We start from the raw sequence: 15401 nt of genomic DNA on the forward strand, positions 1-15401 counted from the left end.
CGCCTTATAAAATAAAGAAAAATCTTTTTTAAAAGGATGATTTTACATGGGAAAAAGCTTACAATTTCCAGAACGTGTGACAATTTGCGAAGTGGCTCCACGCGATGGATTCCAGTCCATTTCGGAATTCATTCCAACAGCTAATAAAGTGAAAATAATTCGTGCATTAGCCCAAACAGGAATTTCTTCTTTAGAAATTTCTTCCTTTGTCCATCCTCGTGCAATTCCGCAGCTTAAAGACGCAGAAGAGGTTGTGCGCACTGTCATCGATGAACTAGAAGGTGTCGATGTTCGAGCATTAGTACCTAATTTACGAGGAACAGAACGGGCTGTCGGTGCTGGGGTGAAAAAGGTAAAAACAATGCTTTCAGCAACTGATTCGCATAGCTTATCAAACGCCAATGCAACAGTCGCGGACGCACAACAAAAGCAGACACCAATTTTTGACTATGCTGCAGCGAATAACATTGAAGTAATGGGATCGATTTCGGTTGCGTTTGGGTGTCCATTTGAAGGAGTGGTACCTGTAGAGCGTCTAGTTGAAATAGTTGGGCGCTATGATTCCATGGGTGTACGCGAAATTTCACTTGCCGACACTACTGGTATGGCACATCCGAAGCAAGTATACGACACATTAGCAGTTCTGCAGGAAGTATTTCCGCATATTGCCTACTCGATGCATTTTCATAATACGCGTGGCATGGCACTTGCGAATACGCTCGCTGCTTTAGAGCAGGGTGTCACACTGTACGATAGTTCTATCGCTGGGCTTGGCGGTTGCCCGTACGCCCCTGGTGCAACGGGAAATGTCGCAACAGAAGATCTTGCCCATATGCTAACGGAAATGGGAATTGCGACTGGCACAAATTTGAATCGTTTAATTGAAGTGGCGAAGGAAGTGCGCGATTTAATTAGTGTTCCAGGAGATAGCTATATGCTTAAAGCCGGACCATCTTCTTGCTTGCATGAGGACGCACCGAGCGGACAGGAAAAAGTCGAGGAATAGGGGAGTTCCAGTATGATAAAGGTTCAGATGTTTGTAGAATAGTATGCAAAGGCAATAATACTAAAAGGGAAAGTTACTTATAGATAGTGAAGGAATATTTCTGCTGACAGTGGACGATTGAACTTTTGCAATGGATGGTATACATTCCGTAATGAGATAAGCGAATTCCGTAAAAGCGTTCATCATGTGATGTTTGAATTCTGCACTGGAACGATGAAGTGCGTAAAACTTCTAGTTCGTTGCGGAATCTTTCGATAAAGTGCTGAAAAACTCTAGCTGAGCGCGGAAATTTTCGATAAAGTGCGTAAAACTCTAGCCGAGTGCGGAAATTTTCAAGAAAGTGCGTAAAAATGCTATTCCATCACGGGAATTTTTCGAATGTTACACTTGAAAGCCAAAATTCATCCTGACAATCCACAATACCGGAATGGACGATTCAACTTCCGCAATCGCACAAATGCTTTAGAAATGGACCATTTGACTTCCGCAATTGCAGCAAAATTCTCGCACTGAATCTTAAGAATATGCACTATCAAAATTAATTAAACAAGAACGAAGCCCTTGCATGATAAAGCTATGATCGTGCAAGGGCTTCCCTATTTTTGTTGGAAATTTAACCTCACTTAACTAATACTAAATGAAAACTCTCTTTCTTCGCCGTAGTTCAATAGAACGACTTCTGTCTGATCATAGTCTTCTAATAGTTCTTTTAACTTATGGTCTTTATTCATCATCGTTTCAATGACAGGGAAGTTTTCTAACATGCCGTCTAGGACTTCTTTTCGTGGTGTTGTTTGGTGGTTTGGAAATTGATGATTTGGAATGACGTATTTGACGTCGAGTAAGTTTTTAACGACAAAGGCAGCTTCTTCCGGTTCCATGACAAATTGACCTGAAGCCGACAAAATAGCTACTTCTGGTTGATGGAACTTTTGAAATAATTCCATATCGGACATCATGGCTGTGTCTCCAGAATGATAGATGGTCATATCGTCGATAAAGTTAAACATATACCCAACCGCAGTTCCTGCATACATTGGTGCTCCAATTATTTCATTATAGGAGGAGGAATGGTTTGCCTTGACCATTGTTGCATGCATATCGCTAAAATGAACTTTTCCACCGATGTTAATTAGTTGGACATTTTCGAAGCCGTTTTGCAATAAAATTAAACCTAAATCATATTGGGCAATGATTTGTACATCTGGATTGTTTTTTACTAGATCTTGCAAGCCTTCTGTATGATCAAAATGTCCATGTGTTAAAAATACGGCACTTATTGATTGTAAAAAATCAGGGCTCAAGTACTGTTCGGGGCAACCAGGATTTGCGTGTAGAAATGGATCGATTAAATAATTATTACCTGCCTTGCTTTTTAATACATAAGAAGCGTGACCAAGCCTAAGAATTTTCAAAAAAACCATCCTTTCTTTCTATATAAATTTTTAAAAAAATACGTCTCTTATCAGGTAGAATCTTCTGAAAACTACCACGAAAAACTTTTAGTATTAAGTGAAGCTTAAAGGGAAGATGACAAAGATCAACTATATTCAATGAATGATCGTACTTAGCAGTATTAAACGACTGATTGTCATTTTTTTTGTGAAAAAGTTTTGCGCAACTAACAGTATGTAGAGTGTGGAATCATTACATTCCACGTTTTCAATCGAGCAAGTATATAAGTGGAAAGACTTTCTAAGATGTGAGTGAAAAAACGAGAACTTTCATTTACAAATTTCTTTGTCATTTCATGAGGTTTTATTGTCACTTTCTATCTTAACATGCTGGAAAAAATAAGCAATAAGAAATGGATAGAAAATTAAGTTTACACTATATTTTCTATTTCAGGTGATATTTAGTGAGATTGATATAACATGAGCTTTATCTGGAAACTATTTATGAATAGGATTTTTCACCACTTTTTTATTTCTTATGATACTTTCGGATCTTGGTTGTGCACCCTTCTCCTTTACTAAAGGTAATAACACAAAGTTAAGCGTATAGTCTTTCTTTTTCATTCCCTCCCTCCTTTTACTCGGATATTGAAATTTTACATTTTTACAGTGTTTCAGAACATGTACCCCCTTTCGTCTACAAGCAGTTGTTCAACGAATCGATTCGGTCAAAATCAATCTACGTAAAAATTCTGAACGACAAAAAACCAATAATTTTGCGTAATCATTGCAGGAAAAAAAGCCATGCAAAGATGAAGCAAATATTACTGGTTGTTAATCTACTTTTAGACGAGTTTAGAACTATATCTTTCACTCCATAGATTAGCCAGTTCTATTTGTATGTACATTATAGTATAGGAAAACAGCGATTGAAACGCAAGAGTTTTTCGAAAAAATAAATCACTCATTTTTCTAATAGAGCATTTTCTATATAGCGATTTCTAGCAGAAAGAATCGATTGTGCAACTGCCTTTTGAGGAGGGACTAAAAATTTTTTTTCCATATTTAATAATATTTCATCAATATCATCCACTAATGAATATCCAATAAGCAGAGAAGAAATAAAGTCATTCGTTAAATCTTTAATAAATGTAAAGGTAGCCTTTTCAATTACTGCAGTATCTTGATTAACAATTAAGATACAACCAATCGATTTTTGCATCTCAAATGCAGGTGTACCCTTTGGAAGCTGAGCAAATCCTCCAACAAGAACATGATTCTTATACTTATCCATCAATAGTAAATCCTCCTTCATAAAAAGATATCATTTATTATAATAGAATATTAGTAATATTCAAATATCACTATTCTTAATAAAGATAAGCCCTCCCTCTAAATAAAAAAATGATTGACGCATTTTAGAATAAAAGATACATTTGTTGTAAATAGACGAGCCATTTTAGTTAATAATTTTAATCGATGTTAAATAAATGTAAATTTTAACAGAAGAGTTCTCATCATTTAAGATTTCGCCTGATAAATTCTTTATGATAGAGGAAAGGGATTAGAAAAAAATTTGAAGGTGGTACTTTGCTTGAGTTAATAACGATCTTACGTGATATTATTTTGCCGGTCTTTATTATTATGACGATTGGTTATATTCTACAAAAAAAGTTTTCACTCGATGTGCAAACCTTGGCGCGTTTGAATATATATTTTGTCGTGCCAGCATTTATTTTTGTCAAATTATCGAGTACCGAAATTGCGTTTAATATGTTTATTAAAGTGCTTTTTTTTATTGGATTATTCGTATTTATTTTATATGTTTTATCCTTTATCGTTGCCCATCTATTAAAGCTTGAACATGGAAAAAAAGTGACGTTTACAAATAGCATCATTTTTTTCAATTCGGGTAATTATGCCGTTCCAGTGAATGATCTTGTCTTTCGTGGCGATCCCTTTGCAATGTCCATTCAAGTCATTGTCTTAATGTTTCAAAATATATTTATTTTTTCATACGGCATTTTTTCTTTACAATCGATGTCTGCGGGCAAACTGAAGGCTGCATTTGCTTATTTCAAAATGCCTGTCATGTACGCGATGATTGGTGGACTAATCGTGAATGCATTAAACATTAGCGTTCCAGGTTTTATTTGGGTGCCAGCAAATTATATTGCGAACGCCATGATTGCGATCGCACTCCTTACGCTCGGCGCTCAAGTTGCTCAGTTGAAATTGACAGCTGGACTCGGCACCGTTTATTTTAGTCTCGTGTTGCGGTTGATCGCTGGTCCGCTCGTTGCTTTAGGAATGATTTTCGTTTTCGGAATTAGCGGCATTACCGCCCAAGCATTGCTTATCGCAAGTTCAACGCCGACTGCTGTAAATAGTGCCGTTATTGCGCAAGAGTATAAAAATCATCCTGATTTAGCTGCGCAAATTGTGTTGTTTTCAACATTGGCGAGTGCGTTCACTGTAACGTTTTTTATTTATGTGGGCCGGATGTTGTTTGCTTAAAAAGTGACACGGGTGCAACGCCGGATTTACTATTACTTAGTGTCCGAACAAATTCTGATGAAAGATACTTTTATGCGGAAAATGGTGGAATCGCAATATCGTGCATATCCGCTAAGCCTGTCGCTATATTAAAGGGCATTCGTGCTATATTGATTTTATTCGATAGATTTAGCAGGAAATTTTTAAGTTAACACGATGCACATATGAAAATTATGAAGATGAGATGTGTGTAGCGGATTAAGTAGGAAAGCGGTAAATAAGATAGTAAACATCTAAGTGGCGGCAGCTTCTAGCTATGATCTCACTGTATAGCTTGGATATTGATAAGTGCCATGTTCCTAATTGAAGCTTGAGGCGGCGACTTCTGCGGGAAAGCGAGACAGCGGCTCAGCACTTGCCCGTCCGTCTGAAGCGAAAATCAACATTATGACTCTAGTAAACAATTTTTCAGTGGTCTCGCTATAGGAGTGTAGCGAAGCTTATCGGATCACTCCTCTATTAACTGAACGATGCCTTTTTTAAAAATAAAAAAAGTCGTTTTCCATAAGAAAAGGACATAGTTAAAATGAGGGAAGACTCACTATTTGTTCATACGTAGCGTAAGCGCCTAAATCTACCACTATTTTTGTACGCCTTCAGAGCTCGGCGTGTTTTGAGGGACAGTTTTGTACAGTGTCTTTAGCTGCATATTTATTGTCGTGTTTTTTAGTTGAAAAACGGACGGGTTGATTTTCCAGACGGAAAAAACCCTTTTTTAATAGTTAAATTTGTCTTTTGCCCCGGAAGAATCGTATTAAAAAGGAATTTTGTCTAAGAGCAAAATAGCATTTCTCACGATGAAAGATACCTTAAATCCGCATTTTGCTTTTTTGACGAACTCACTTAGATGCTTTATGATGGCTATAAAAAGTAGGTGAAAACATCTTTATCCGCGAACGAAAGCCACCAATACCACTTCAAAAACTAGATGCATTAATTTCTCGATTAGCTCCAAATCACCCTAAGCTACCACTCATAAAGCAACAAGCGGCAAAATACCTTAAAGGATATCATGGGGAACGAAAGTTAGATTATCATCTCAAGGGACTACCAGATCATTATTCTATTTTAAGCGATATCACATTAATAATATTTGGAAAAAAAGTTCAAATTGACTCGTTCATCATAACACCGTTTGCGATTTTTCTTCTTGACGTAAAAAGCTTCGAAGGTACTGTCACCTTTGACACGATCCTGAAACAATTTGTTCAAGATAATGGAAAAACGCTGAAAGGGTACAAATATCCATTGACGCAAGGTGAAAAAATTCAATACTATCTACATCAATGGTTGCAAAGCCGTAACATAAGTAGTTTTCCAATTTACTATTTTATCGCATTCTCTGAATCTAGCACAATCATCAATGTAAAAGGAGATGAAGATACAATAGGTAAAGTTGTATCATATATCGATGACATCCCACTTAGGTTAATGAAGCTGAATGAAAATATATCAAAAAATCGAATAGTAAATCTTACTCTAAAAAATAAAGTGGTTCGTGCAATCATGCGAGAATGTGAAGATTTTGATTATGATATCTTAGCAACATTCGATATAAAGAAAAATGAAATTTTGCCAGGTGTTCACTGCCAACAATGCGAAAACTTGGGCATGGAACGTTTACATGGGAAAGGACGTTGTTACAAATGTGGCGCATACTCAAAAGACGCATACCTAAAAGGATTACAAGATTATATACTACTCATAAGCAAGACCATTACTAACAAAGCATGTAGAGAATTTTTACAATTAAATGACCGTCACGAAGCACTCCATATTATAAAAAGTTCCCATCTATTTATCAAAAAAAGCAGACAAATATGGATGAAAAAATAAAAAGGAAGTAAGTGCGGAACATTTTCCGTACTTGCTCAAAAAATTCCGCACTGAGCGAGGTTTTTCCCGCACTTTGCCGAAAAGTTCCGCAATGAGTGAGACTTTTTCCGCACTTTGCCGAAAAGTTCCGCAGTGAGCCTGATTTTTCCCGCACTTTCTCAACCAGACCACTTCCTTAAATCCCTACCATTTAAAATTTCTGTTCATAAAGTTGAGGGAAATTTTTCTTTATAAATTTACTACTAAAATACCGTGTTTTCCTATATTATTATTCTAGGACTAGATTACTAGCAGGGGATGACAGAGTGAGAAATAAATATATTCATTTAACGGTGGTTATGTTCATTTTTTTGAGCTGGCAACCATTAGAAAGGGTGGCTGCTGATGGTGAAGTGCCACGTTCGGACAAAAATGAGGAGAAAGAATTTACGGATTATCACATTACGCTTGATGAGGCGGTAGATATTCAAGTAAATGCGAATGCGAATCCGATTACAGATATTTATCGAAATGAGCCTAGTTATGTTCATTTTAATGATGTTAAAATGGTCAGCCCGATAATTTCGGTGCCAGTAGCCAATGTGAGGACAGCACCTTCTTTAGAAAGTGAAATTGCTTTTGATTTTCCAAAAATGGCGCCTGTTTTTATTGTTGGCATTGAGGAAAATATTGGAAAGTCGTCCAAACAAGAGCCACTTACATTAACAAAATTATTACAGGAGCGGTTTGGAACCGTAGAATGGCAGGAGCATAATCGATCTGAAAGTGATGTATGGTATAAGATTGCCTACCAGACAAATACATATTTTGTGCAAACGAGTGACGTCCATGCGGATCAAATTGAAGTAAAGACGAACACGAAGGTGCGCCAAGGACCTGCAAAGAGCAATCACGCTTTTGGAAAATTGGAAAAAGGGGACACTTTAACGATTGCTGGGCTAGAACCCAATTGGGTAGAAGTGTATTATAAAAGTTGGCGGATTCCAACTCCAGAAGATGTAAAAGTTCAACTCGATCCGAATGGTGAGGATGGAAATTTGTTTCAACACATACGTCTTGATGCAACGATTGATGTTCCTGCATCGGAGCTTGATACAGTGCTTGAGGGTAAAGGGATTTTAGAAGGACAAGGGGAGGCGTTCATAGCAGCGGGTAAGGAGCATGGGATTAATGAAGCATACCTTATCGCACACGCGCTATTAGAATCTGGTCACGGTACATCAGCACTTGCAACTGGAGTGGAAGTTGGGGTAAACGGAAAAGGTGAACCTGTCGTCGTAACGGACAGTAATCGTGAAAATTTGAAAAAAATTAAAACAACTTACAATATGTTCGGAATTGGTGCAGCGGATAGCTGTCCACTCGAATGTGGTGCAAAGACGGCGTACGAAAACAAGTGGTTCACACCCGAATCTGCTATCAAAGACGGAGCCGCATGGATCGGTGAAGGGTATATTTATAATGAGTTTGACCAAAATACACTTTACAAAATGAAGTGGAATCCGAAAATGGGCGAGGGCCAGCAATGGAAGCAATACGCCACAGATATCGGTTGGGCGGAAAAGCAGACAATAAGAATAAAAGAAATATATGAGCAATTGACCGATCCGACATATTATTATGATATCCCAATGTATGCGGAAAAATAGTCTTAGAAACTCCAACGCCTTTTCGAAAAATTGCGCAGTGAAACTGTAATTTCCGCACTTTCTCAAAAAATTGCGCAGTGAAACTGTAATTTCCGCACTTTCTCAAAAAATTGCGCAGTGAAACTGTAATTTCCGCACTTTCTCGAAAATTTGCGCATTGAAGCGGTAATTTCCGCACTTTCTCGAAAAATTCCCGCATTGAAGCCGTATTTTCCCACACTGAGCTGGATTATACCGTTCGGAGTTTTTGAATAAATACTTACATAACGAATAGCTATGGAAATATACGGATGTTGGTTTAAACATGCTATTTGGAAACAATAGATTAAAAGAGTTAGGAGGGGCGTGTGAGTTAGCGCTCCTTTTTACAAAATGGTAAACGAATGTTGCAATTTCACTTTAGTAGAAACATCCCTCTATTCGAGTAAAAATAAATTCTAAGTCCCTTTAAAATCCTAGATTCCTATTCCACTCAACTCATCCTACTCCAATTTTTTCCCCTCTAACAACACAAATTCAAAGCCACGCTCCTTTAACGATGGAACAGCTTCAATCACGCCTTGTGCGGTTCCGCTAGCGGGCTGGTTCATATGTAACAGAGCGATTGATCCCGGCTCAGCGTTGAGCAATGCATCTCGAACCTGATTGCTCGAATATGTCGCACCTGCATCGCCTAAAATATCATAATTCACGACTTCATAGCCGAGCGCATTGGCTAGTTCAACAGCAACCTCATCATAATATGCGGTACCAGAACGGAATAAAGACATTTCTTTTCCAGTCAACTCTTGTACTGTTTTGTGGTTATCCATTATTTCGGCATAGACTTCTTCTGCTGATTCTGTTGCAGCGATTCCCCAAGCTTCTCCACCATCGACAGATAAGGGAGAATGATTCGTACCGTGATTTTCAATTTGAAAGAGAGGCTCTGTAGCTAAATCGATGAAAATGGATTCATTTTCGAGAATCCATCTTTCGTTTACAAATAAAGTTGCGGGAATTTTTTCTGTCCTTAAAAAATGAATAAGTTCCTCGTCATAACCATTACCATACTCTCCTCCGCAAGCATCAAAAGTTAAAGCAATTTCTTTTTCCTCCGTTTGGAACTGATTTTTCACGGCAGTAACATTTTCTCCCCATTCCATCGGCTCACGTCGTTCAAATGAAGTCAAATCTACGAAAAAGGCCTCCGAATCTACCTCATGTTGTGGTACCTCTTTGTGAATAACATGTCTATTCATCTCGTGAACATCAGACGCCACCTTGATGGTTTGCTCACTACACCCTAACAATAATAAGCAGAAAATGAGTAGATACATTCGTTTCATCCAGCTTAGCCCCCATCCGTTACTAGAATCTAATTCTCTATTATACGCGACTAAATCTATTCCTTTTGCATCGCAGTATCCTCTAAAACTAGCATCTAATTCTTTATTATACACGATTGATTCATATGTTCCCTTTCTGAAAATTATTATGCTTTCCTATCGTAATGATAGGGAATTTTGGATTGTTATAGGAAAAAGCTACCTCTATAATATAGATATGTAGCATAACTACATAAAATTTACCGAGGAGGTGATGAAGATGGCAAGAGCAGTTTTTTATCATGCGGGTTGTCCCATTTGTGTAGATGCAGAACAAGTCGTCTTGGAGTATCTAGACAAAGCAAAAATTAATCCGGAAATCGTCCATCTTGGAACAGAGCGAAATCGCATTGAAGATGCTGAAAAAGCAGGTATCAAATCAGTTCCAGCATTAGTGATTGACCAAAACGTATACCATATCAATTATGGTGCGAGTTTAGAAGATGTAAAAAATGGATAACTAGAAACATGTCGACATAATTATTTGTGATTTGAACAAAACCATTAGTAAAATAGCAATTTGAACAATGAAAGAAGATGGAAAAGGGTTAAGAGACGTATGTTTGGTATAGGCTAATCTATTTTTGGGAAAGTATTATCGACGAAAAGGTTGTTGAAGAAGGCGTCAGTGCCAGGCGCCTTCCCTTTTTTTAAAAAGATACTTTTAGAGGATGTTCAAAAAGTCCAACAAAAATGACGCATCGAATTTCTGTGTTGGCAGATAAGAAAGGATAAATCCTTTCTTACTGATCACTGGCTAAAGGCGCGACGTCCCAAGGCTTTTTGATGGGGAGAGTAATCGAAAGAAGCAGGACGTGGCGTTTTTAGCCAGTGGAACTTCTTGGTCCTTATTATCGTCCTTTTTGAACACGCACTTTTATCTATTCGATCAAACATGTAAACTAGATAAAAGAGTGAATACGAAGGGAAGGTGTGCATCAATATGATATTTGACCCGAAACGTCGAAAGGAAGAACGTTCAGCCCGAATAGGGATGGCATTATTTCGCATGTCCCAGGCAATAAAAAAGATGACCCAAGCAGAAAGTGATGCCTTAGGATTATCTCCTATTCAAATTCAAGCGTTACTTTTTGCTACCTATACACGTGGAGAGATGGCAACTGTTGGCAATTTTGCAGATTCCATTGGCACGACGCATGTGACGGCCGTAAAAATTATCAATGGACTTGTGAAAAAGGGCCTCATGAGTAAATCGCAAAAGCCCGAAGATCGTCGTGTGACGCTGCTCGTCTTAACATCAAAGGGAGAAGAAGTCGTTTCCCATATTAAAGGTTTTGGGCACTCTCTCGAAGAAGCGCTACAACCTATTTCAGATGAAACGATAGAAAAATTAGAACTTGGACTTGGCTCGATCATTTCTGTTATGGAGAAACGTGGAGATCTTGTCGTAGCAGAACCTTGTTTAGGTTGTATCCATTTCCGTCCACATGCTAACGATGGAGCTACTCCTCATTATTGTAACCTTATTCAAAAATATCTTTCCCATGAAGCCTCCCTTAAGGAATGTCCAGAACATACACCTTCTCCTTAAAAAGGAAATAGTTAATTTCCTCTTACCCATAATAGGAAACTCCTATTAAAATGATAACTTATATTGTATTGTATAATCGTTCTCGATTATTTATACTAAAAGAGTGTATAGAATTCAATTTGTGATTTTTTAATATAATTACCTGAAAATTTTTAAAAAAGAAGGCTGATACAATGAACCATTTACTTACCCAAGATTCTCTGATTGATGTGGCGATAAAAAAAGAGCTTGAACGACAACGGAATCACATTGAACTGATCGCTTCAGAAAATTTTGTCAGTGAAGCGGTAATGGAGGCAATGGGAACGGTCCTAACAAACAAATATGCGGAAGGTTATCCTGGAGAAAGATATTACGGCGGATGTGAATATATGGATGTCGTAGAAGAATTGGCACGCCAGAGAGTGAAGGCACTTTTCGGTGCAGAACACGCCAATGTGCAACCTCACTCGGGAGCTCAGGCAAATATGGCGGTCTATTTTTCCGCAGTAGAAGTTGGCGATACGATTCTTGGAATGAACCTCTCTCATGGAGGGCATTTAACACATGGAAGTCCTGTCAATATGTCTGGAAAATTGTATCACTTTATCCAGTACGGAGTGAACAAGCAAACGATGCTTATTGATTATGACGAAGTGCGAGACCTAGCACGGAAGCACAAGCCAAGAATGATCGTTGTAGGAGCTAGTGCTTATCCTCGGGCAATTGATTTTGAACGATTTGCCGAGATTGCTAGAGAAGTAAATGCACTGTTTTTAGTAGATATGGCACATATTGCGGGAATTGTTGCAGCTGGTCTTCATCCTAACCCTGTTCCGTATGCCGATTTTGTCACAACTACGACCCACAAAACTTTACGCGGACCAAGGGGTGGGGTTATTTTATGCAAAAAACAATGGGCCAAAAAGATTGATAAGGCAGTTTTTCCTACTATACAAGGTGGTCCATTGATGCATATGATTGCAGCAAAAGCGGTCGGTTTTGGAGAAAATGCCCACCCTGAATTTATCACCTATATGAAACAAGTACTACAAAACGCAAAAACTTTAGCAGAAGCATTAATGGCAGAAGGTCTCCATGTTGTTACAGGCGGGACAGATAACCATTTAATCCTTCTAGATCTTCGCAATATCGGAATTACTGGAAAAGAGGCACAATACTTGCTTGATGAGATCGGCATTACCGTTAATAAAAATATCCTTCCTTTTGACACGGCAAGCCCGAATGTTACGAGTGGGATTCGGGTTGGAACACCAGCCGCAACAACTAGAGGAATGGGAACAGAAGAGATGAAAATGATTGCTAAAATCATTGCACAAGTTTTAAAATATCCACATCATTCAAGTATACAGGCACAAATGAGTATAAAGGTAAAAGAGATAACTTCTCAATTCCCATTATATGAACAGGGAATGAGTGTGAGGTAGGGAAGGATCGTCGGTGCGTAAGCGACTAGGATAAGGGAGAGTTTAAAATAGCTGAATTGGTAGACAATGCCGATAAAAGTTTTAGGAAAAAATGAGCGCATATTTTCGAGATTAGGTGTTGTCGATGATAGGGGCAGAATTTCTGCCCCCATTTATTCAGCGGGAATGAGTAGTATAGTAGAAAATTAGTTAAAACGTTCACTTTTGACCGTCTTAATTAATTCTTCCATAAATACACGGCTCGCCGCACATAAATGTTTATTTTTCCGATAAGCAATACCAATTTGGGTAGTAAGCTCAGGATTTTGAATAGGTATCGTCTTAATCTGTTCATGATTCACATAATCAAGATACGCTTTCGGTAAAATGGTCACACCAACTTTATTTTTAACCATATTCATAATTGATTCCATTGTCGTCATTTCCATCACTGGCTCTGGTGTGAAATCAAGCGAGCGGCATTTGTCATTAATCAGTTTGCGCATGAAATACGTACTCGGTAATAGAATGGATGGAACCTCTTTTAAAATTTCCAGTGTAACAAAAGGTTCCTGTGCAACAGGATGATCGGCATGTATTGCAAGAGCAAGATTTTCTCTATAGAGCGGGATCGTTTCCAGATCATCATGCTCCATCGGTAATAATACGATTCCTAAATCAAGTTTGTTTTGCAAGAGTTCGGTGTAAATATCACCAGTTCGCAGACCGAGAATGGACAGCTCTACATTAGGATAACTGTTGTGAAATTTCATTACTGTTGGCGGAAGTAAATAATTGACTACTGTAAGGAGTGCACCGATTTTCAACGTACCCCTTGTTAATCCTTGAATTTCACTAATCGCCGCCCGGGCTTGTGAGAGCTCATGGAACACATTGTAACAATGATGCTGTAACGTTTTTCCGGCTTCTGTCATAATCGTTTTTTTGCCAACGCGATCAAACAGAGGAGTGCCAACCTCGTGCTCAAGCAAAGCAATTTGCTGACTTAGCGACGGTTGAGCAATGCCAAGCTTTTCAGCAGCACGGGTAAAATGCAGTTCTTGACAAAGCATCATAAAATATTCTAATTGCTTTAATTCCATCAAACATTCTCCTCCCGTCAAAATGATAGGGTGTAACAATCATTATAAAATAAACAATTAAAAAAAGCTATTAAAGGAGAGTAGAAATGAAACAAGTATATAACTTCAACGCAGGACCGGCAATGTTTCCATTAGAAGTCTTGCAGCAAGTACAGGCAGAACTTCGTGACTTGCAAGGAACTGGTTTATCCGTTCTTGAAATATCACATAGAAGTAAAGAATATGAACAAATCAATGAAGAAACGCAACAATTGTTGAAAGAACTACTTGGGATTTCATCCGAATATGACGTGCTATTTATGCAAGGAGGCGCAAGCACGCAATTTGCGATGGTACCGATGAATTTTTTAACGGAAGGACGCGTCGCGAACTATATAGAGAGCGGGACATGGTCGCACAAAGCAGTAGAGGAAGCAAAAAAAATAGGACGGACGGAAATTTTAGCAAGCTCGGAAGCTGATCAATTTCGAAAAGTTCCTGACCTTCAAGGATTGAAAATTCATCCAGAAGCGGCTTACGTTCATCTCACATCCAATGAAACAATAGCGGGAACTCAGTACCGCGATTTTATTAGCACAGGGGAAATACCACTGATTGTAGATATGTCTAGTGATATTTTGTCCCGGGAAATAAATGTATCAAATTTTTCCCTTATTTATGCCGGCGCCCAGAAAAACTTAGGACCCTCTGGTGTCACAGTTGTCATCGTCAAACGCGAGCTATTGCACCGGATTCCTAACAGTATCCCTAATATGATGAATTATCAGGTTCATGCACAAAAGAACTCGTTATACAACACACCTCCTGTTTTTGCTGTATATATGGTAAACCTAATGTTGAAATGGATTCAAAAAAACGGTGGTGTGAAAGGGATGGAACAGCGTAACCAACTAAAGGCCAATTTGATCTATCGCACGATCGACAATAGTGAAGGATTTTACAACGGACTTGCACATGTAGAAAGCCGATCAATGATGAATGTTACATTTAGCGTTGTGAATGACGAATTGGAAAAGGAATTTTTACGACAAGCAGAGGAAAATGGATTTGTAGGCTTGAAAGGGCATAGGGATGCAGGGCATCTACGTGTTTCGATGTATAATGCAGTTCCCTATGAACAATGCAAAGCCCTAACAGACTTTATGGATGACTTTCAAAAGCGATTTGGGTAGGAAAAAGGTTTCGTTCATTTTTTAAGTGCGGAATCTGGAGCATTCATTGCGGAAATTCCATACACGATTGCGGGAAAACCTAGGTTCATTGCGGAAATTTCATACACGATTGCGTAAAACACATGTGTCATTGCGGAAATTTCACACACAAGTGCGGAAAACTTAGGCTCATTGCGGGAATTTCACACACAAGTGCGGGAAAACTTAGGTTCATTGCGGAAATTTCATACACAAGTGCGGAAAAACCTAGGTTCATTGCGGAAATTCCACACACAAGTGCGGGAAAACTTAGGCTCATTGCGTAAATTTCATACACAATTGCGTAAAACATATGTGTCATTGCCGAAATTTCCTATACAA

General features: G+C 38.4%; 13 protein-coding genes. 8 read left to right on the forward strand and 5 right to left on the reverse strand.

Going from position 1 to position 15401, the window contains the following annotated elements; all coding sequences use genetic code 11:
- Positions 1-46: 46 nt before the first annotated feature.
- Positions 47-1006, forward strand: a complete 960-nt coding sequence (locus DFR56_RS13020) for a hydroxymethylglutaryl-CoA lyase (protein WP_110395890.1) — start codon at positions 47-49, stop codon at positions 1004-1006.
- A gap of 623 nt (positions 1007-1629) precedes the next feature.
- Here DFR56_RS13020 and DFR56_RS13025 read toward each other — a convergent pair.
- The 3 genes from DFR56_RS13025 to DFR56_RS13030 all read right to left on the reverse strand — a co-directional run bounded on the left by DFR56_RS13025 (position 1630) and on the right by DFR56_RS13030 (position 3694).
- On the reverse strand, positions 1630-2421 hold the full coding sequence (locus DFR56_RS13025; protein WP_158525639.1) for a metal-dependent hydrolase: 792 nt from the start codon (positions 2419-2421) through the stop codon (positions 1630-1632).
- 477 nt (positions 2422-2898) lie between these two features.
- Positions 2899-3024 (reverse strand): hypothetical protein, encoded by a 126-nt coding sequence (locus tag DFR56_RS23720; RefSeq protein WP_280523458.1) that lies wholly within the window; start codon positions 3022-3024, stop codon positions 2899-2901.
- Between the two features lie 340 nt (positions 3025-3364).
- Positions 3365-3694, reverse strand: coding sequence for a DUF3870 domain-containing protein (locus tag DFR56_RS13030; RefSeq protein ID WP_110395968.1), 330 nt, complete (start codon positions 3692-3694; stop codon positions 3365-3367).
- 296 nt (positions 3695-3990) lie between these two features.
- On the opposite strand from DFR56_RS13030, the gene DFR56_RS13035 reads away from it, so the two are divergent.
- From DFR56_RS13035 to DFR56_RS13045, 3 genes are all read left to right on the forward strand, one after another.
- A complete protein-coding gene (locus DFR56_RS13035) occupies positions 3991-4917 on the forward strand; it encodes an AEC family transporter (protein ID WP_110395892.1) in 927 nt (308 codons plus the stop codon).
- Between the two features lie 1014 nt (positions 4918-5931).
- Positions 5932-6792, forward strand: a complete 861-nt coding sequence (locus DFR56_RS13040) for a nuclease-related domain-containing protein (protein ID WP_244916528.1) — start codon at positions 5932-5934, stop codon at positions 6790-6792.
- Positions 6793-7097: 305 nt separating this feature from the next.
- On the forward strand, positions 7098-8441 hold the full coding sequence (locus DFR56_RS13045) for a glucosaminidase domain-containing protein (RefSeq protein WP_110395894.1): 1344 nt from the start codon (positions 7098-7100) through the stop codon (positions 8439-8441).
- A 482-nt stretch (positions 8442-8923) separates the two neighbouring features.
- Here the strand turns inward: DFR56_RS13045 and DFR56_RS13050 are convergent, their stop codons facing one another.
- On the reverse strand, positions 8924-9769 hold the full coding sequence (locus tag DFR56_RS13050; RefSeq protein WP_110395895.1) for a polysaccharide deacetylase family protein: 846 nt from the start codon (positions 9767-9769) through the stop codon (positions 8924-8926).
- A 259-nt stretch (positions 9770-10028) separates the two neighbouring features.
- Here DFR56_RS13050 and DFR56_RS13055 point away from each other — a divergent pair, with 259 nt between their 5' ends.
- The 3 genes from DFR56_RS13055 to DFR56_RS13065 all read left to right on the forward strand — a co-directional run bounded on the left by DFR56_RS13055 (position 10029) and on the right by DFR56_RS13065 (position 12787).
- Positions 10029-10268: a thioredoxin family protein gene (locus DFR56_RS13055; protein WP_110395896.1), complete on the forward strand. Its 240-nt coding sequence runs from the start codon at positions 10029-10031 to the stop codon at positions 10266-10268.
- A 483-nt stretch (positions 10269-10751) separates the two neighbouring features.
- On the forward strand, positions 10752-11360 hold the full coding sequence (locus DFR56_RS13060; RefSeq protein WP_110395897.1) for a MarR family winged helix-turn-helix transcriptional regulator: 609 nt from the start codon (positions 10752-10754) through the stop codon (positions 11358-11360).
- A 173-nt stretch (positions 11361-11533) separates the two neighbouring features.
- A complete protein-coding gene (locus DFR56_RS13065; RefSeq protein WP_110395898.1) occupies positions 11534-12787 on the forward strand; it encodes a serine hydroxymethyltransferase in 1254 nt (417 codons plus the stop codon).
- 185 nt (positions 12788-12972) lie between these two features.
- Here the strand turns inward: DFR56_RS13065 and DFR56_RS13070 are convergent, their stop codons facing one another.
- Entirely contained in the window at positions 12973-13869 is an 897-nt protein-coding gene (locus DFR56_RS13070) for a LysR family transcriptional regulator (protein ID WP_110395899.1), read from the reverse strand.
- An 86-nt stretch (positions 13870-13955) separates the two neighbouring features.
- On the opposite strand from DFR56_RS13070, the gene serC reads away from it, so the two are divergent.
- On the forward strand, positions 13956-15041 hold the full coding sequence (serC, locus tag DFR56_RS13075) for a 3-phosphoserine/phosphohydroxythreonine transaminase (RefSeq protein ID WP_110395900.1): 1086 nt from the start codon (positions 13956-13958) through the stop codon (positions 15039-15041).
- Positions 15042-15401: the final 360 nt, after the last annotated feature.

Source organism: Pseudogracilibacillus auburnensis (assembly GCF_003201975.1).
Classification (GTDB): Bacteria; Bacillota; Bacilli; order Bacillales; family Amphibacillaceae; genus Pseudogracilibacillus; species Pseudogracilibacillus auburnensis.